The 18,181-nt window shown below is 42.7% G+C and carries 15 protein-coding genes and 4 pseudogenes; 12 read left to right on the top strand and 7 right to left on the bottom strand.

What is annotated here, in order from left to right:
- The first annotated feature begins 301 nt into the window (after positions 1-301).
- From AC1DOV_RS31845 to AC1DOV_RS31835, 3 genes are read left to right on the top strand one after another with little or no spacing between them, the layout of a single operon-like run.
- Complete coding sequence (locus AC1DOV_RS31845; protein WP_441886659.1) at positions 302-1,624, top strand: spore germination protein; 1,323 nt, start codon at positions 302-304, stop codon at positions 1,622-1,624.
- Positions 1,617-2,699: a GerAB/ArcD/ProY family transporter gene (locus AC1DOV_RS31840; protein ID WP_441886656.1), complete on the top strand. Its 1,083-nt coding sequence runs from the start codon at positions 1,617-1,619 to the stop codon at positions 2,697-2,699. Before AC1DOV_RS31845 ends, AC1DOV_RS31840 begins: the two co-directional genes overlap by 8 nt.
- Complete coding sequence (locus AC1DOV_RS31835; RefSeq protein WP_477512691.1) at positions 2,696-3,769, top strand: Ger(x)C family spore germination protein; 1,074 nt, start codon at positions 2,696-2,698, stop codon at positions 3,767-3,769. The genes AC1DOV_RS31840 and AC1DOV_RS31835 overlap by 4 nt, the downstream gene beginning before the upstream one ends.
- Positions 3,770-4,449: 680 nt before the next feature.
- Here AC1DOV_RS31835 and AC1DOV_RS31830 read toward each other — a convergent pair.
- A complete protein-coding gene (locus tag AC1DOV_RS31830; protein ID WP_441886716.1) occupies positions 4,450-4,659 on the bottom strand; it encodes a spore coat protein in 210 nt (69 codons plus the stop codon).
- 514 nt (positions 4,660-5,173) lie between these two features.
- On the opposite strand from AC1DOV_RS31830, the gene AC1DOV_RS31825 reads away from it, so the two are divergent.
- Complete coding sequence (locus tag AC1DOV_RS31825) at positions 5,174-5,344, top strand: hypothetical protein (protein ID WP_441886653.1); 171 nt, start codon at positions 5,174-5,176, stop codon at positions 5,342-5,344.
- A gap of 400 nt (positions 5,345-5,744) precedes the next feature.
- Here AC1DOV_RS31825 and AC1DOV_RS31820 read toward each other — a convergent pair whose 3' ends face one another.
- Complete coding sequence (locus AC1DOV_RS31820; RefSeq protein WP_441886650.1) at positions 5,745-5,924, bottom strand: hypothetical protein; 180 nt, start codon at positions 5,922-5,924, stop codon at positions 5,745-5,747.
- 293 nt (positions 5,925-6,217) lie between these two features.
- Here AC1DOV_RS31820 and AC1DOV_RS31815 point away from each other — a divergent pair, with 293 nt between their 5' ends.
- Both AC1DOV_RS31815 and AC1DOV_RS31810 read left to right on the top strand, forming a co-directional pair.
- Complete coding sequence (locus AC1DOV_RS31815) at positions 6,218-7,480, top strand: erythromycin esterase family protein (RefSeq protein WP_477551944.1); 1,263 nt, start codon at positions 6,218-6,220, stop codon at positions 7,478-7,480.
- A 396-nt stretch (positions 7,481-7,876) separates the two neighbouring features.
- A pseudogene (locus tag AC1DOV_RS31810) lies at positions 7,877-8,118 on the top strand (IS3 family transposase); the annotation flags it as partial.
- Between the two features lie 90 nt (positions 8,119-8,208).
- Here the strand turns inward: AC1DOV_RS31810 and AC1DOV_RS31805 are convergent.
- Positions 8,209-9,009: pseudogene (locus tag AC1DOV_RS31805) on the bottom strand (SpoVR family protein); the annotation flags it as partial.
- 627 nt (positions 9,010-9,636) lie between these two features.
- Here AC1DOV_RS31805 and AC1DOV_RS31800 point away from each other — a divergent pair.
- Together AC1DOV_RS31800 and AC1DOV_RS31795 are read left to right on the top strand one after the other, a co-directional pair.
- Positions 9,637-9,861: a cupin domain-containing protein gene (locus AC1DOV_RS31800; RefSeq protein ID WP_441886641.1), complete on the top strand. Its 225-nt coding sequence runs from the start codon at positions 9,637-9,639 to the stop codon at positions 9,859-9,861.
- A 150-nt stretch (positions 9,862-10,011) separates the two neighbouring features.
- A pseudogene (locus tag AC1DOV_RS31795) lies at positions 10,012-10,293 on the top strand (restriction endonuclease); the annotation flags it as partial.
- A 79-nt stretch (positions 10,294-10,372) separates the two neighbouring features.
- Here the strand turns inward: AC1DOV_RS31795 and AC1DOV_RS31790 are convergent.
- The 3 genes from AC1DOV_RS31790 to AC1DOV_RS31780 all read right to left on the bottom strand — a co-directional run bounded on the left by AC1DOV_RS31790 (position 10,373) and on the right by AC1DOV_RS31780 (position 12,862).
- Positions 10,373-10,789 carry an ATP-dependent DNA ligase gene (locus AC1DOV_RS31790; RefSeq protein ID WP_441886638.1) on the bottom strand — a complete coding sequence of 139 codons (417 nt, stop codon included), beginning with the start codon at positions 10,787-10,789 and terminating at the stop codon, positions 10,373-10,375.
- Between the two features lie 186 nt (positions 10,790-10,975).
- The gene (locus tag AC1DOV_RS31785) at positions 10,976-11,479 is read right to left on the bottom strand and encodes a GNAT family N-acetyltransferase (protein ID WP_441886635.1); all 504 of its coding nucleotides are present in this window, start codon (positions 11,477-11,479) and stop codon (positions 10,976-10,978) included.
- A gap of 210 nt (positions 11,480-11,689) precedes the next feature.
- On the bottom strand, positions 11,690-12,862 hold the full coding sequence (locus AC1DOV_RS31780) for an MFS transporter (RefSeq protein WP_441886632.1): 1,173 nt from the start codon (positions 12,860-12,862) through the stop codon (positions 11,690-11,692).
- Positions 12,863-13,287: 425 nt separating this feature from the next.
- Between AC1DOV_RS31780 and AC1DOV_RS31775 the strand changes: the two genes are divergently transcribed.
- From AC1DOV_RS31775 to AC1DOV_RS31765, 3 genes are all read left to right on the top strand, one after another.
- On the top strand, positions 13,288-13,878 hold the full coding sequence (locus tag AC1DOV_RS31775) for a TetR/AcrR family transcriptional regulator (protein ID WP_441886629.1): 591 nt from the start codon (positions 13,288-13,290) through the stop codon (positions 13,876-13,878).
- A 206-nt stretch (positions 13,879-14,084) separates the two neighbouring features.
- Positions 14,085-14,534 carry a hypothetical protein gene (locus AC1DOV_RS31770; RefSeq protein WP_477551943.1) on the top strand — a complete coding sequence of 150 codons (450 nt, stop codon included), beginning with the start codon at positions 14,085-14,087 and terminating at the stop codon, positions 14,532-14,534.
- A 162-nt stretch (positions 14,535-14,696) separates the two neighbouring features.
- Complete coding sequence (locus tag AC1DOV_RS31765; RefSeq protein WP_477551942.1) at positions 14,697-15,425, top strand: right-handed parallel beta-helix repeat-containing protein; 729 nt, start codon at positions 14,697-14,699, stop codon at positions 15,423-15,425.
- A 400-nt stretch (positions 15,426-15,825) separates the two neighbouring features.
- On the opposite strand, the pseudogene AC1DOV_RS31760 reads toward AC1DOV_RS31765, so the two are convergent.
- Positions 15,826-17,277: pseudogene (locus tag AC1DOV_RS31760) on the bottom strand (SpoVR family protein).
- A 369-nt stretch (positions 17,278-17,646) separates the two neighbouring features.
- Here AC1DOV_RS31760 and AC1DOV_RS31755 point away from each other — a divergent pair.
- Positions 17,647-18,027, top strand: a complete 381-nt coding sequence (locus tag AC1DOV_RS31755) for a LytTR family transcriptional regulator DNA-binding domain-containing protein (protein WP_441887249.1) — start codon at positions 17,647-17,649, stop codon at positions 18,025-18,027.
- Positions 18,028-18,181: the final 154 nt, after the last annotated feature.

Genomic DNA, 18,181 nt, shown 5'->3' with positions numbered 1-18,181 from the left:
CCTCCCTCGGTACAATTTGACAGAAATACGGAAAAAGATAGTTTCAGTACCACTGTTGAATAACAAGGCAACATGAAGGCGTAGGAAATAGAGGGGTGAAATTCTACCCCATTTCCTTCCATATACTGCAAGTATGCTCCGCACCACCCCTGGGGGTTTACACGATTTGTGAAGATTTCTATTACAAAGGTTTCCATCGATCCGTGTTATAGTGATGTTCCGATGCACTATGGGAAATAATTCTTGATTGAACTGGTAATCATAATACCAGTCCAACCGGATTGGAGGAAACTAGGAAAAAATGGCGCACCTTGTTAGGTTCTTAAAACAACATTTCGCGCATAGCGATGATTTCGCGGTCGAAATGAAGGAAACAAACGGAGGGCAAGTGACTCTCTGTTATTTGAAAAGTTTGGTTGATACCTCTCAAAATTTCGATTTGTTGAAAAGGATCCCTGAGTTGATTGATGCGAAGGAGGGGGGGGATAATACGGCGCCTCAGATGGAGTCCAAGTCTAACATATCCGAATCAGAGGCGGTTAATGAAGTCCTCATAGGCAACTTGGTCCTTGTTCACCGGACAGGAAACCTATCTTTAAAACCTACTTCCCGTTCTTTGCAGAGGTCTATCGACACGCCCCAAAGCGAAAGTCCCACTCAAGGTGCCTCGGACGCCTTCACAGAAAGCCTAGACTCCAATATCGGCATTCTAAGAATACATTTGCGGTCTGATAGACTTGCCATTCGCCAACTTGAAATGGGGGTAGTCAGAAAACGATCGGTTGCTGTATGTCACATTCAGGGCAAGAACAGCTGTAATATAGTGATCCAGATCGTATCCTTGCTTGAGGAGCAGAGTCAGACAGAGGTAGGAAATATCCAAGATCTAGCACGAATATTGGGTCAACGTAAATGGAGTCCAGTTCCGCTATTTTATACGTCAGAAATGCCGGAACAGGCTGTAGCACTCTTGTTAAAAGGTCGAGTGTTGTTGCTGCTTGATCAAATGCCTTACGCGCTGATAGCCCCTCCGAAATTGATGGACCTATGGAATATTTATTCCGACAGGAATATGCAGGAATCCATAACGCTTTTCCTACAAGGGTTAAGGATTCTGGGCCTGCTTATAGCGCTTCTTGTCCCAGGGCTCTATGTTGCATTCGTCGACATCAATCCGGAGTTATTCCGAATCGACATGGCTTTGTCCGTTGCCAAGAGCCGGGAAGGCGTCCCTTATCCGCCTCTTTTCGAGATGCTGCTCATGCTAATCGTCATCGAAATGATCGTAGGCGCAAGCGTGCGGCTTCCGAAAAGTATCGGTCCGACGATTACGATGGTTGGCGGTATCATCTTGGGCCAAGCTGCCGTTCAGGCGCAATTGGTGAGCAATCTTCTGTTGATCGTCGTAGCCGCATCGATCATCGCGAACTTTACATTTGTCGGGTTACAGAATGCTTTAATGATTCGCTTGTTTAAATATGTAATTGTTATTTTGGGCTCCATTTTCGGTATTTTGGGAATTTTCGCCGGTCTGGTTTGGTTGCTGTTTTATCTATCGGGCATCACCACATTCCAAGTGCCTTATCTAAGCTTAGATATAAACCCGGAGGAAAGTCATGAGTAAAAGCTGGAGCATAACGATTACGTTTTTCGCGGTTCATCTCAGTTTAATTTTTTTCCTATATCCAGAGAACATGATCGAAATTGCAAGATTTGGACAATGGGCGTACATATTGACAGGGTTTACGCTTGAACTTCTCTTCCTTCGATTTTATTTTAGCGGACTCGCCGCTTTCCCGGGAGAAGACTTGACGGAGATAGTTCGAAGGTACGGTATATGGACCGCAAGAATTTTGCTGTTGCCACTTGTCTTTTATTTTTTTATGAGTTTTGTGTTGTTGAACCGAAGTCATGCGGAGTTGGTGACGGTTGTTTTTTTGCCTAAGACTCCGATTTGGGCGATACTGCTAATCATGCTCGGCATCCCTTTGCAAGCAGCAATACATGGCTTAAAAGCTATAATGCGGGGGTCTGTCATCCTTATGTTTGTCGTTCTGCCTTTCATTTTATTTTCTTTAGTGACCTGTTTTCAAAACACAAATCTGAACTTTGTTTTTCCATTGAACATTGAACCGTCCTTTTGGAGGAAGGAGAGCTTCCTAACAGGAATGCTTGCCCATTCGGCTTTCTTGTTTCTAGGAATGACTTCATCAAAAATCAATTTTTCTTCCAAACGTCTCCGCTTGATGCTGTACTGTACGATGGGGGCGTTACTACCCTTGTATTTTCTTGCTAATTATATTCCATTATTGATTTTTGGTCCAGCCACGGCGGTGAGGTTTCCCTTTCCTTTTCTTAGTGCTCTGGACACAGTAAATTTGGAATGGCTTTTTGTTGACAGAATTACGATGTTTTATTTGGTCTCTACCTTATCCTTTATATTTATCTATAGCTCGATCTTACAATGGATGGTTGCAACTATGCTTGCCAAACTGTATGTTCCGATTTCCACTAAAGTTCTCTGCTGGGCGGTAACCTTGTTAGCGTATTGGGTATCGGTATCAATTCCAGATTGGGAGATGATCGAACAACTAATTATCTTGGACACTCCATTACGGCTGTACAGTATCGGGTTTATCCCACTACTAATATTTGTCGTCGGAATAACGAAGGGCAAGGGGAGGCGAATTCAATATTGAAGCGATGGACGAAAGCTTTCATTGCGATGACCACAATGCTCATGGCATTAACAGGTTGCTGGGACTCAAAGCCAGTAGATAAGCGCTTACTCCCACTTATTATGGGGGTCGATCTGGATGAAGAAAAAAACACATATATTGTTAGTTTGAGGATACCAGATCCTCTAAGTGGCAGTTTTTACTCTGCTCACGCAGAGGCCTATACGTTCAGCGAAGCACTGGACCGCATGAGGATGAACGAGGAAAGAAGCATCGACTTACTTCATGTCTCTCTTGTCTTGGTAAGCGAAGCTCTCGCAAAGAAGGGAATTGAGGACATAACTCAATATATTATGAGGGCACGCGAACTTAAATCGAAGGTTACACTAGCTGTTGTAAGAGGTAATGTCGCCAAATTGATAAGCGATCAGAGTAAGAAGCGCAAAGAAAGCAGCACAGAGATGCTGGATTTGTTCAATACGAGCGCGGGCTGGACCCCTAATATAGCGCTTACTCATGCTTGGGAGGTGTACAGGGACATCCTTTCCCCTACAGCGGATATCGTGCTTCCCATTATCAATAAGGGTACCGAAACCATGTTTCAGATGGAAGGTTCGGCATTATTTCATAATGACCGAATGGTCGGATTCATATCTTCGGACGAAACAATGCTTTATAACCTATTTCACGGCCGATTCATAAGTGGAATCGTCGAGGTCACAGAGTCTGCTAGCTTACAAATTGTAGATGCGAATGTCAAGAATCAGACTTCATGGGAAGGAGGGTCTCCGAAGATTAAAAGTACGATGGAACTGAAAGCAATCGTGTTAGAGGCAAAAGCGAAGAACGTCTTGGACAACAGGATATTAAAGCGCGAACTGGAACAGCTCCTTGAAAAGCGGTTTCAATTGCTATTCATCAAGATAAAACAGGAACATTCTGACATTCTGATGACCGGAGTAATCTTTCGAAAGAAGCTCACGCAGAGTCAAATCGATGAATGGGAGAATCAACTATTTCCTAAGCTAGTTATTGATTTTCGGACGGTTGTGGATATACGGAACACCGGGGATATAAAAATGAGGGAATAAACTGAATATTCTTTAAAATTTGTAGACATCTTTTGAAGGTAGCTTTGTGAAATAATTTCGCTTTATGTGTTCGCAACCCTCAAAAAGCCCAAGAATTAGTGAACTAGGGGTAGATTTTCGTTAATGGATTTTAATCATTGGAGTCGCTGGAACCTCCATTGATATAGGGTTGGATCCTGCGCAAACTTGTTCTTCGGGCTCTTTGAGCCTGCAAAGGATTAACTAGTATATAACATACCCTTCACTTTGTATTCACTGAGCAAGTGTACGATGGTAGTGTCCGGATGTTTTAAAATGACAACTGGTTTTATCTTATGCATCTCGGTTTATGCCAGATCACTTGAAGATTAATTGATCTCGACCATAGGGCATATTACATTTAATGAATGCTTTATGACTGATTTTCCTTTTGCTACATCAATGACAGGTTTCATTGATTTCCTCCTATTATTTCTTCGCCAGCAATCCCACTACCACTATTATTTCTTAAGTTCTCTATTACTTGGTTAATATACTAAATAGCTGATAATTAAAAAAACTCACTTGAAAGTCATTCATTCAATTAAAGAAAATAAATAAGGTGAATCTTCTTTTGGTTACAGGCTCCTCCTAAATTTCATTTTCCAATATTTAGTTCATCAAGTCTGTCTAGTTGAATATTTAATTTGATTATTGGGTTCTTATCTCTGGCTGAAATAGATTAAAGCCATTGGGTGATGCAAAATTAGATGTTTCATAGTGGCTATAGTGGCTATATTTATTGTCATTTTCTTCATGGCTGGCACTTGAAAATATCCAGATTGATTCATATATTGCCATACTTCATATGCCTGCTCAGAGCAGTTTATTGCTCCTTGTTGCATTATTGTTCTAAGCTGCGGGTTAGCAATTCCAGTGTGGCAATTATTTTCATAGTTGCCGATGCCTTATGAAGTCCAAGTAAATGTCATCAAACTGTACTGGGGACATATTTGGGCTTTGCATAGCGGGATTATCAAGCCCGTATATTGGCATGAAATCGGTAATTAACCGAAGGAGACATCATTTGTTGTCTTTGTCCATTCATGTTTTGTAATGTTTGGACGACAAGATTGTATTCACTAACCGCAAATCATTATTTGAGCTATTCTAGGATCCTTTGCATAAGGACGATATAGCTTGCATTGATAGTGGACGTCAAAATCTCATGAGCTTCCACCGTTTCGTGAGCTCCTAAATGTGCTGTCAAGTTCATTCCTCCTTCAAGAGTTGGCCGAACATAATTAGAATGCCGATCCCAATGGATTATATACAGATGATCCTTTGATGATGGAGGAACCATCCATGACGCATATTCAACTGTCATTTTGTTTATTGTAAGATTAAGGCTTATATAGCCCAATTAAAAGTGGGAGGAAATAATAAATGACAACAAGCAGAAACCATCAAGGAGCGCATGAAATAGGACAAACCGAAGAGCAGTTGAATAATCAAATTGAGGCAGCAGTTGAAATTCAAGGTGAATCCGAGATCGATGAAAACATTATCCAAGCTGCTAGTCGATCATATCAAGAAACCAAGAAAGAAACAGAATAGGAATGAATTTCGATTTAGGTAACTTTCGTAAGGCTGCCGATTGTCGACAGCCTTTTCCTCGCAGTTCATATGCAGTTCAGGCTTCATACTCACCTATACAGGCGCGGAGAGTTTCAAAAATACAATACGCTCTCCCTTACAGTTAAATGATCCTCGGAGTCACATGATATGTTCTTTTATTCCGGCTACCTAAGACCCTCTCTAAATCTTCTAGGGCGGATACGAATGGGACTTTTCTTGGCCGTATGCATATGCGACCGGAATTTCGAAATATACCGATGGCTATCAATTGGCAACCGAAAATAAGCATTTCGGATAACCAAATATAACCAACCGTGGATGAGCTAGCTTGGATACATAAGGAATGATTCCTTCTCCGAGTGTTCGGCGTACACTTTCGTTAAGGCTTGAAAAACTTAAAAAAAGTACCGACAGCTGCTAGGAAGAAATTAAGAATAACTGAGAATAAGCTTTTTTCGATTATTAAACTAGACCAAGTAGAAATAAATCCCGATCCTGTACCTGTTATTGATCCTAACCCGAATAATGCAAGTAGCCACGCCTCTTTCTTTTGATTCAATTTGCTCCCTTCTGGATAGTTTGTCCTTTCTAGCTCCTTGGTTTTTCGCAATGGCACTTTCCTATGACGTTCATTTGTCTTTGACAAAGTACGTTTTTAACAAACTACCCAAGGTGTTATACCGATGTCTTTTGCACGTAAGAAGTGAGTTAAGACTCCCAAACCGGCCGAGTGATGACGAAAATTAAGGTTTTAGATCAGTCACTTTTGTCTACATAATGAAGTTTTCTCAGGAAACGATATAATGATGGCAAATCGTACTGCGACACTAATGGATAGGGGCATGATCATGAATGAATAGCGAGAATGCAGTGGGGAAAATTAGAGACACCATGGTTCTGCTGGAAGGCGTGGACGATCTTGACGCATTAGTCCAAGCGATCGGGGATGCGGATTTTGTATTGCTAGGAGAAGCATCTCACGGCACGGCTGAATTATATACGTGGAGAGCAGAGTTATCCAAGAAGTTGATTGCCGAGAAAGGATTCTCCTTTATCGCAGTGGAGGGGGACTGGCCGTCTTGTTATACATTGAATCGTTATGTGAAACAATATGTCGGGTCTGCGTCAAACGCCCGAGAAGCGCTTCGCAATTATACCCGCTGGCCGACCTGGATGTGGGCAAACGAAGAAATTTTGCAATTTACGCAATGGCTTTATGATTACAATAAGCTTCAATTAGTAAAGAATAAGGTCGGTTTTTATGGCATCGACGTGTATAGCTTGTGGGAATCCATTGATGAAATTTTAAAGCATTTGGAAAAGACGGGTTCTCCGGAACTGGATGCAGCTCGCAAAGCTTTTGCCTGCTTTGATCCTTATGGCCGAGAGCCACAAAATTATGGGGTATCCGCCGCATTTTTATCCGAAAGCTGCGAGGAAGAGGTTGTGAAGCTGCTGGACAATCTTCAGACCAGAAGACAGCGAAGCGATAACGGTGATGAAGCGTTGCTAAGCGATGAGCTGAATGCTTTGGTCGCGGTGAATGCCGAACGATACTTCCGGTCGATGGTGCGAGGAGGACCCGATTCATGGAACGTACGGGACCATCATATGGTCGAAGCATTGGAAAGGATTAAATCATATCACGGCCAAGCAGCCAAGGCCATTGTATGGGAGCATAATACGCATATCGGCGACGCGCGGGCAACGGATATGAACGCAGATGGAATGATAAATGTAGGACAGTTGGTCCGGGAGAAGTACGGTGAAGAGCGAGTATATGTGGTCGGTTTTGGTACGCATCGGGGAACCGTTACCGCGTCCGACCGATGGGGCGGGGAAATCAAGACCATGAAGGTGCCGGATGCCCAGCAGAACAGCTGGGAGGATATAATGCATCGTGCGGGCGCCTTTGATAAAATGCTTCTTTTTGACCGAGAGGAGTCTCTCTTTGTTGAACCAGTCGGACATCGGGCGATTGGCGTGGTGTACAATTCATGGCATGATCGGGGTAACTACGTTCCTTCTATCATTTCGCAAAGGTACGATGCTTTTATTTATATCGACGAGTCGCATGCACTATTACCTCTGAAGCAGGAGGTTCTGCATATTTGAACATTCGACAAACCTATGTGTAAGGAAAAGGGATGTTTTATAACAGTAAGCATCCCATATAGCATATGGACGACATGTTTAGATTCACATACCGGTCCTAGATTGACTCGATGTAGGCTATCGTGGTCGGTCAGATACGGGATTCTTTACAGTCAACAGGCCGAAAAAATTGCAACTATTAGACTTGCAGCAAAAACATTCTCTGAAAATGACGAATAGCTGTTGCAGCGCAAGCCGCTCCTCTCGCGAAGATCCGCTGCATGTGAATCGAGCAGGAGGTGATCCTAATTGAAGGTCAGCTCAGTCGGATAAGGCCCGAATGATAAATATTCCGGGTTATAAATGTTTCTTGGCATGATGCTATCACATACGATGAATTGAAGAATAGTATTCTAAAAAGAACGTGGTATCAAACAAAGCATGTCCCGCTGAGGAAACTGCAACGACAACGCCGTCATTGAGAAATTTTTGGTATCTTGAAATCTGAATTCCTTTATTTAAAGGGGTTTGAAAGTATCGAACATTTTAAACAAGAGATCTACACATGCATCCATTATTACAATCACAAACGGATTAAATCCAAACTAAAGGGCATGAGTCCGGTACAGTACCAAACTCATGCCCAACTAATCGCCTAGCAAAATAAACTGTCTAACTTTATGGGGTCACTTCAAATGAGATTGGTTTTTTGGTATTAGCATTATACATGATAGCTCTTAAATGTAGAATTAAGAAGCATTATCCTCGTAACAAACAAACTTCCGACTCGTCTTATTCCCATCACAACTAAACACAATCTTCTTATCTTCAACAAAAGTCTCCAGATGAACGTTCTTGCCCCAAAGCTGAACGACATGAGGCAGCGTACGCTCCACATACTTCAGATCCAATTCCATACCCTCATACTCGTGGATTAAATAAAGCTCACCCACACGATTAAAATCCCCATCCTTGACCATCAAGCTAGGAAATCCGCCGTTTACTTTCGAATAAACAAGCTGATCGCGAATTTTCTCCCACGACTTATCGGTAATTTTCCATTCAGGGCCTTTTTTCTCGAAAATGTACAGATCGAGATCATTAACCAGATCCTTCGTCAGGTAGTTGCGGATGAACGAAATATCGGAATCAAGCTCGCGTACCTCGAACATTTTTTCCCTGCCCTTGCAGGGAACGCGTCCGAAGCGTGCTTGTTCTTCCTTCGTTGGGTTATCGAAGCGTCGCTCGATATCCTCGAATATTTTTAGGCCCAGATAATAGGGATTCAAGGTATGCCGGGATGGCTGCACGACAGAAGAGTTTAGCTTAGCGAACTCAATCGTTTCATCGCTAGTCAGATCAAGCTCGCGTATGATCCGCTGATGCCAATACGAAGCCCAGCCTTCGTTCATAATCTTGGTCTCGATTTGCGGCCAGAAATAGAGCATTTCATCGCGAAGCATAGATAGAATGTCGCGCTGCCAATCCTCCAGAGTAGGGGAGTATTCCTCGATGAACCAGATGAGATCTTTTTCTGGCCGTGGCGAAAACGTTTGGCGTCAGCGGCCTGTGATTGAGCGGCTGATGCGGCGGCAAGTTATGAATTAACACCCTTGAACTCTACTGTTAAACTGACACTCCTACACGAGGATTTAATAGAGAAGGATATTCGCAAAGATGAAGGGAAGATTGATGGATTTAATATTGGCTGGCCTGTCATTCTCAGCAATTTAAAGAGCTTGCTCGAAACAGGCAACATCCTGCCAGCCTTTTAGTTTATCATTGGTCTTAGCTAAACCTCTGGAAGTCCCCAACTGGAGTGTAATCGTAGTAATAACCACGGTTATCAACGTCTGCAATGACAATGGCGTCTTTGGGGTTGCTCTTCGAAGGACAATTATCACTCTGTTACTGATATAATTAAATCTAAGGTGAGGTGTACAAATTGGAGCCGAATCAAGCGAATTACTCTGTTAACCACGCAGGTGCATTTTCGAATTGGAAACGTCACGGAAGGAATGCTAAAAGGAAAAATTTTTCTAAAAGATTCCTTAAAACTTACGAGCATGGAAGTTTCACTCAATAATCTGCCCCCAAAGGCGGAAATCCCCTTCTATCACAAACACCAAGAAAATGAGGAACTCTACATCTTTCTTAAAGGACAAGGTCAATTTTAAGTGGACGGAAATGAGTTAGATGTGTTCGAAGGAACTTCAGTTCGAATCGCTCCGGATGGAGTGAGAGCGTTGCGGAATACGTCTGCTTCAGAAGACCTGTATTTTATCGTTATTCAAGCCAAAGAGAACAGCCTAACCCAATGGGTGGAGACAGACGGGGTAATCCTGACGCAACCTGTCGAATGGGGGAAGAGCGTTGAGTTACTAACGAGTGATGATAGTTAAAAATAAAGGGTTCCACATATTATGCATGACTAATATGTAGAACCATTTATTTTATTTGATTTTCTTAAGTTTAGGTCTTGATAATTCTCAGTCTAACACTTAATTTTTCTAGTCTAAGACTTTATTTCCCTCTGACACCACAGCAGCAAAAATGTCGGTCTAAAGGCCGTGCAAGAAGTACATACAGCATTGAAACATTACGGGGCAACAGAAGCGTGGGTTGTTACCAACAGTGATTATACAGAGCAGGCTTATACATTGGCCAAATCTAACGGGATTCGATTGATTATGCGGCAGCAACTGATTGAGTTAATTTTGGTGATAAATCCTGAACAGACGGTTCCTAATTCAAACCAGATCAATCAACAGCTAGAACCTGAAGATGAAGTCGCAGTGCTTCAACATAGGGGCTGTTTAGCTTTTTGGATATGATACCTTCCCACTCATGAGTATTAACCCAATTCCATAGTGCAGGTCCATTATATACCAGGTCAGTAACAAATAACCGTGGCTACTTTGTTGGTAGTTTAGCTGTAAGTCGCTCATATCGTTCCCTGAAGGGGAGAGAGCGAATATCTTGTCCATCATCATAGAGCATGTCGAAAGCAACAAAAATCAGATTGTCATCATATTTCTTGCGGCTAACCCCGATCAGGACGCGCTGAAAGTTTGGTCGTGTACCGTCAAAGTAAGCAATTTCTCCATCAATTACACAGGCACCGATTCGTAGCGGTTTCAAAAGTTCTACAATCTCAGGAAATCGATCATTGCGAAGTTCTACGCGCTTTGAAAATATTTCTACGCCACCTACGCCGTCAAGTCTGACCAGGGTACTCACACCGTCCCATTTGATTTGATAGTCCCAGTCCGGACCGGTAGGTATATCCGGCGAAGTGATTGGGGCAATTGGTACGCCAGGCAGAACCATAATAGGGGTCGCGCCAACATTTTAACGTTATCTATACTCGAACGTGAAAAACCCTTGAAATATAAGGCTCTGCACATTGTTTACATGTATTCAATGTATTAATGTGGGAGTATCACAAAAAGCAGGCCATGACTGGAACAATACAGTCTTGGCCTGCTTCTTTCTGTCATTCAACTTTCGTCTCCGTTAGAGCAATCGTAAGACCATTAAATCTTCATCCCAATATTGATAACCAGTCTTTAGTGCATTCTGCTCTGTTCCATAAGTTACAAAGCCGGCAGTCTCGTAAAGTCGCTTTGCCGCGTCATTATTTGAGATGATTGTGAGGTTAATCTGTTCAAGCCCATCAAACTGTTTCGCTTTAATAACCAATTCTTGAATCAATGATTTACCTATTCCTTTTTCTCGAAATTCAGGTGAAACATACATAGCATAGACGTTACCCTTATGTGAAATCTTGGAGTTACTTTCCCTTACAAATGTTACAATACCAATGAGTTCACTGTTGATAAAAGCGCCTAAAGTAAATCGATTATCTGAAGCAATGAGATTACGTTGTAGTTGCTCAATTGGTTTATCTTTCTCTATTTCATACGTTGTCAAAAATGCCTCGGGATTTTCCTTCAGAGACTTTAACCTTAACTCACGATAAATTTCAGCATCCGCTGAATCCAAAATACGAATCTTCATTTTTTCACCTCGACATGCTCACATTTGAAACCATATGCAACATCATCATTGTAATATCCTGCCAAATGTTAGCTTAATGAGGCCGCCTTGATCGGTCCCGCGGCGGCCTCTTGTGGTTTGATTTCATTATCGTGCCCGTTAATTTAATCCTCTTTGCACTTTCCAACATCCTCATCTATTTCTTCGCTATCATAAAAAATCATCTAAAACTTAATGCACTGATTGAACCACCGAATGCCGTGATGCCATGCTGGACAATACAAACACAGCAATGATGGCGATGAGTACGCCGAGTACCCCGAACCAGGTAATGGATGCTAAAGAAACACGGTTAACGATCAGCCCGCCGATTCCTGCGCCGACAGCCATGGCAAGCTGCATCATGGAACTGTTCAAGCTCAGCATGACGCCCGAGGATTCGGGAACAAGCGAAACTAGGTTAAATTGCTGCGCGGGAGCTGATGTCCAAGCGGCAAAAGACCAGAGGATCAAAATGGCGATTACAGCAATGACCGACTGTCCGACTAAGGATAGCAAAATCAACGAAATGACATGAAGCACCATCCCTGAAACGAGCGTGTATTTGATGCCCCGTTTATCCGCACTGTAGCCGCCGACTTTCGAGCCAATCAAACTGGCAACACCGAACACGAACAGAGCAGCGCTAATCAATGATTCATTTAAATGAGTCACCTCTAGCAGAAAAGGTGATAAGTAAGTATAGGCAAGGGAATATCCTCCTAACCAGAAAAAAGTAATCGCTAAAGCAACCAAAACTTGAGGCCTTTTTAACAAAGCAAATTGTTTGATCAAAGGGACAGGCTTGTCGCCCTGCATACGTGGTATAACCGCAGCAATGACAAGCATGGCCAAGCCCCCGACGATTGCGATGGCCAGAAATACCGCTTTCCAGCCAAAAGCCGAGGCTACCATTCTGCCGAGCGGGACGCCGATGATGAGCGATGCGGTAATGCCCATGGTGACGTTGGCGATAGCGCTGGCCTGCTTACCTGGCTGAGCGATTTTGGCGGCGATGCTGAGCGCGTTAACTGTGACCACCCCGGCGCCTAACGCCGTAATGATTCTCGCGGCAATGAAGAAACCGAAGCCGGACAATATAAATGTCAGCAGATTTGCGGCAATAAAGAGGCCCAGCGAATAAAGCAGGAGCTTAAGCCGGTCCATTTTGGCCGTCAGCGCCATCAAAATAGGAGTGCCGACCGCATAGGCCAGGGAATAAACCGTAATGAGCTGACCTGCTGCTGCAACGCTTGTTCCCAACGTCTCTGCGATTCGGTCTAATATCCCGGAAACGATGTAATTGGATGTTCCAACTAAAAAGCTGATCAAGGCTAGAACGTAAACTTTCCATGTGCTCTTCATCATTCACTCTCCTGATATGTTTTAAATAGCTATATTTTATTTTTGTCGATAACGAGAAACCGCCACGGCTTCATTTTAGCAGCAGAAGGAGCCAGCGCGGGGCTTGCCGTAATGTTTTGGTCAATTCTTCCCGCGAGATCTTGATCTCGGGATCATAGCTACTAACCGACAGGCTTTCTCGAATAATATCAAAAAAAGTTGGTGCTCCCTCGTTTGCAACGGTTGTGAAACCGACATGGTTCTCTCCCCCCTTTTGTAAAAAATGGCATTTAGCATTTTTTAATACAACACTAGTCGTTTCAACAACATTTGTTGTATTTGTATGTTATAATATCAACCGAATGGTACGCAATCATCAATAACCATAAACCGTTGTATTGACAACACCATTTCTATAATGTCGTTTTACTGGGGAGATCTTAACTATGACAATTAAAAAAAATGAAGCTGATCCTCGTGTGATACGTACACGGCGACTCCTTCAAGACGCTTTTGCTTCATTAATTCAAGAAAAAGACTTTGAATCGATAACCATTAGGGATATTGCAGAGCGGGCTACTGTTAACAGAGCGACTTTTTATGCGCACTTTGTAGATAAATTCGAAATTCTTGAGGCCAGACTAATGGAATCATTTATGACAATCATAAATCGTAGAATAAGCGGTCACGAAGTATTGAATGAAGAATCAATTCAGAGTATTTTTCTGGGGGTATGCGAATTTCACAAGGGTCTAAGCACTATGTGCAAAAGAAGAAATACATCGCTTGTACCTGTATTCGAAATTCAAATAAAGGAAAAAATTCAAACGATACTTCTTTCTTTTATAGACAAAGATAAGATGCTATCGAATCCAAACGCGCAATTCTTAATAAATACAGCTTCTATCATGTTAAGTTGGGGGATATATGGGGCGGCTTACGTTTGGAATAAAGAGGGGTGTCTAATAAGTGCGGAATCATTCGTTAAACAGTCTTTGCCCTTAGTGATGAACGGAGCTAAAGAACTGCTGGGATAGGTCCTTTCGCTATGACTCTGCCCTGCCCGTTCAGATGAAACATTAACTTGAATCACGAGGAAGAAAATTGTATGCTGGCGAAAAAGTAGAAGTTGAAGGCTGCGGCGTCTTTACGGTAGGTAGAGAGTAACGCACCTCCCGATACTTCTAAAATTATTCCGCAAACGTTCAAAACAGAGCAAAAGAATTAAACGGGAAGGTATATTTTGAATTGGTGGGTTGCGACGCAATCATCATCATCCGCGAATGGAGTTGTTTTTGCGCTTTCTTCCTCGCAAGGCGATGATTTAAAGGGGGATTCGCCCGTGAAGACGGGGGTGGTTTCGGGGATAGGAATTATTGAGGTTGCTGCCTCCCCCGTTTCCGTTTCGCTTATGAATGCTGGCACGGCTCTCGTGTATCTCTCTGCTAACGTACCCGTTAAAGCAGTGCTAGTCGTCGTTCAAAACGATGTTTCAGCCGTGGGCCCAACCGGACCTACTGGCATGACCGGAGCAACAGGTACTACTGGAGGCACAGGAGCAACCGGCGGTACTGGTGCCACAGGAGCAACGGGAGCAATAGGTGAGACCGGCGGTACTGGTGCCACAGGAGCAACAGGAGCAACAGGAACAACAGGAGCAACAGGAGCAACTGGAGCAACAGGTTCGACTTAGATACTGGTGCCACAGGAGCAACAGGAGCAACGGGAGCCACAGGAGAAGCAGGTACGCCTGGCGGTGCGACAGGCGCTACGGGTTCTATAGGTCCGACTGGAGAAACGGGAGTGGCGGGAGCTACTGGAGGAACCGGACCTGCTGGGGGGACGGGAGCGACAGGTGCTACGTGCGACTGGTACTTTTCAACCTAATCCGTTTGAGGTTTGTGTGCAGGCGTGGGCGGTGGGCGGTAACGGTACTCAGGCCAGTCCTTTCGCAACGATACAAGAAGGCGTTGTTGCTGTTTCGCCTACAGGAACCGTTCATGTATTAGGCGGGACGTATCCAATCACTTCTCAAATTACACTTAACAAAGCTGGTATTACGTTGAAAGGCTATCCGAGTACGGTAATTATTTTGCAAGCGGCAGTCATTCTCTTTCTTGTTACTGGTAACGGCGTGACGATCAATGGTGTGACTATTACGAGTAATAATCCGTACGCTGTTGATTTTATACAATTTGCTGGAGCGAACCATAAGCTAATCAATAATGTTATCTTTGGCCCGCCTCAAGCTGGTCCGTCATCAGGGTGGGTCGTGAATCGTGCGTTTGTTTCGCAAGGCAGTGCAACGAATTTGATCGTACGTAATAATACCTTTTACACTTTGAGACAGCCTGCTTATTTAAACCCAAATTCAACAGGCCTTATTACGAATAATGTCACTTATAATTCGCGTGGATTTGTCGTTGACCGTGCTATATTTGTTTTCTCTGGAAACTCTTGGGGTAGTCCTGAAAATGCAGTTGATATTGCTTTATTAGTCGGTACGCTTACAGGTGCGCCTTACGACCCGCTAGCAGATTTATCAGCGAATAATAGTACTGCTAGCATTCAAGACAGCAGGTAAGCGAGGGAGCGATTATCGCTATCCCCTTTTGCTTCCAATAAACTGGTGGGCTAGATTTGATGCTTACTTTAAAGGTAAGGATATGTACCTGCAGAGTGATGGTTAATACACATTTAATGTGCTTGATGCGAGTTGCTAATTAAAGTTAGAAGAAGCCAAGCAAGATGTTTCTCCCAATCAAGAAGTGGTATCATTAGAATAGGAATTAAAATATCGGAGTATAAGAATATGTACCGAATGAAAATGATGGAGAAAATATTCTGTATATCAGAGGTATCGCCCCCCTTGGCCCCCACTGTCCGAAAAATAGAAAACCCGATCGAGTGAGATCGGGTTTTTTGTCTCATCGTAATGCATGTTAGCTTTTAAATGCAGAATTAAGAAGCACTATCTTCTTAAATCAAACAAACTTCCGACTCGTCTTCTTCCCATCACAGCTAAACACAATCTTCTTATCCTCAACAAATGTCTCTAGATGAACATTCTTCCCCCAAAGCTGAACGACATGAGGGAACGTACGCTCCACATACTTCAGATCAAGCTCCATACCCTCGTATTCATGAATAAGATAAAGCTCACCCACACGATTAAAATCCCCATCCTTGACCATCAAGCTAGGAAACCCGCCGTTTACTTTCGAATAAACAAGCTGATCGCGAATTTTCTCCCACGACTTATCGGTAATTTTCCATTCAGGGCCTTTTTTCTCGAAAATATACAGATCGAGATCATTAACCAGATCCTTCGTAAGGTAGTTACGGATGAACGAAATATCGGAATCGAGCTCGCGTACCTCGAACATTTTCTCTCTGCCCTTGCCGGGGACGCGTCCGAAGCGTGCTTGTTCTTCCTTCGTTGGATTATCGAATCGGCGCTCGATATCCTCGAATATTTTCAAGCCCAAATAATAGGGATTCAAGGTGTGCCGGGATGGCTGCACGACAGAGGAGTTCAGCTTAGCGAACTCAATTGTTTCATCGCTAGTCAGATCAAGCTCGCGAATAATTCGCTGATGCCAGTACGAAGCCCAGCCTTCGTTCATAATCTTGGTCTCGATTTGCGGTCAGAAGTAGAGCATTTCATCGCGAAGCATAGATAGAATGTCGCGCTGCCAATCCTCCAGAGTAGGGGAGTATTCCTCAATGAACCAGATGTGATCTTTTTCTGGCCGTGGCGGAAAACGTTTGGCGTCAGCGGCCTGCGATTGAGCGGCTGATGCGGCGGCAGCTGTGCGATCCGGGTCCAGATTCCACAAGTCATCATAAGAGGAGGAAGGGATATTCCACTCCGAGCGCTCGCTGTCCTTTTGCACCATCTCGATATAACGTTTCTTATCTAATTGATAAGGCTTGATGAGCGTAGGATCGACATGCTCTTGAATGGCAAGGATCGCATCGATAAACTTCTCGACCGCCTCCGTGCCATGATCCACTTCATATTGATGAATACGATCCGCTGTAGCAGACATGCTCTCGACCATATTGCGATTGGTTACACCAAAGCGAGCGTTATTTTTGAAAAAATCACAGTGAGCGAGCACATGGGCGACGATGAGTTTATTTTGAATTAAAGAATTTCCTTCAAGAAGAAAGGCGTAGCAAGGGTTGGAGTTAATAACGAGCTCGTAAATCTTACTCAAGCCAAAGTCATATTGTAGTTTCATTTTATGGAAAGTTTTTCCAAAACTCCAATGACTAAATCTTGTAGGCATACCATAAGCACCGAATGTATAAATGATCTCTGCAGGACAAATCTCATAGCGCATTTGATAGAAATCTAATCCAAAACCTTTTGCAATTTCTGTTATCTCATCAATTGAACGCTCTAATGCTCGAAGTTCGTCGGGGCTCATCAGGATACCTCCAAGTTTTCATATTTATTGGAGTTTGTCTTAGCGAAACTTCAATGATTAAATCTTGGTTAATAGTTGTTACTTGGAGAGTTAATGGTTATTTTTTTCTTATCTAGTAAACTCGCTAGAGGCGGTGACAAATATCAATCTTAGTTGGCATTGTAGATTGATACAAAATGGTTTGTGTATAAACAAAATGAAGCATCAAAAGAAAAAATTTTTGAAGTCAAACTAACTAACGTAGGGAAGAGTTGCCTGGCTATAAATAATATTAAGATTAGAAATAAGTTTGATTCTCTCTAAATAAAGCGAGCATAGTTATATTAGAACACTTGGGTCGCCTTAAAATTTATAGTACTCTTATAATATATGCATAAGTTAACAGTCACGCGAGATGCTTATGGGGAGTCAGGAATATATAATATATCCTGTGATATAGTCAATTACATGGAAAGCGAGTCTAATAAAAAAAGGATTTTAGTTCATACTCCTTATGAGAATTACTATATGATGGGGACATTGAAATATTGGTCTGTTGTGCTTAATACTAGTGGATATAAATTTTTAGATTTGGATAGGAATATTCTAGTTAATGTAGATAATATAGTTTTGATGAGTAATACTACAAAGGAAGTATATTTTGATTTGAAGATAGATAAAAATTCTATGAAATGTGGAATAGCTTTTCATAAATACTCAAAGTATAAAAGAATTATCTTATCGTTTAATCCTAACATAATAATAGTTTAGTGAAGGTGAAGTGCACCCCTTAGAATAGACATTGGAAAAACCCCTAGGTTATTCCGATGAAATTCTAGGGGGTGTATTTTTGTGGCGGTTAAAGGGCAAAAGTTTAAGCATTATGAAGATACAACGAAAGTGGAGGCAATCCGCTTACATGTTG

Source organism: Paenibacillus sp. 01T47 (assembly GCF_056398245.1).
The sequence above is the reverse complement of the archived record's forward strand: the minus strand, read 5'-3'. Positions and strand labels throughout refer to the sequence as shown.

Coding starts and splice junctions, on each gene's coding strand:
- AC1DOV_RS31840 (WP_441886656.1), top strand. CDS start 1,617: ATGAGTAAAAGCTGGAGCATAACGATTACGTTTTTCGCGGTTCATCTC.
- AC1DOV_RS31825 (WP_441886653.1), top strand. CDS start 5,174: ATGACAACAAGCAGAAACCATCAAGGAGCGCATGAAATAGGACAAACC.
- AC1DOV_RS31845 (WP_441886659.1), top strand. CDS start 302: ATGGCGCACCTTGTTAGGTTCTTAAAACAACATTTCGCGCATAGCGAT.
- AC1DOV_RS31790 (WP_441886638.1), bottom strand. CDS start 10,789: ATGGTTCTGCCTGGCGTACCAATTGCCCCAATCACTTCGCCGGATATA.
- AC1DOV_RS31755 (WP_441887249.1), top strand. CDS start 17,647: ATGCATAAGTTAACAGTCACGCGAGATGCTTATGGGGAGTCAGGAATA.
- AC1DOV_RS31815 (WP_477551944.1), top strand. CDS start 6,218: ATGAATAGCGAGAATGCAGTGGGGAAAATTAGAGACACCATGGTTCTG.
- AC1DOV_RS31775 (WP_441886629.1), top strand. CDS start 13,288: ATGACAATTAAAAAAAATGAAGCTGATCCTCGTGTGATACGTACACGG.
- AC1DOV_RS31785 (WP_441886635.1), bottom strand. CDS start 11,479: ATGAAGATTCGTATTTTGGATTCAGCGGATGCTGAAATTTATCGTGAG.
- AC1DOV_RS31780 (WP_441886632.1), bottom strand. CDS start 12,862: ATGAAGAGCACATGGAAAGTTTACGTTCTAGCCTTGATCAGCTTTTTA.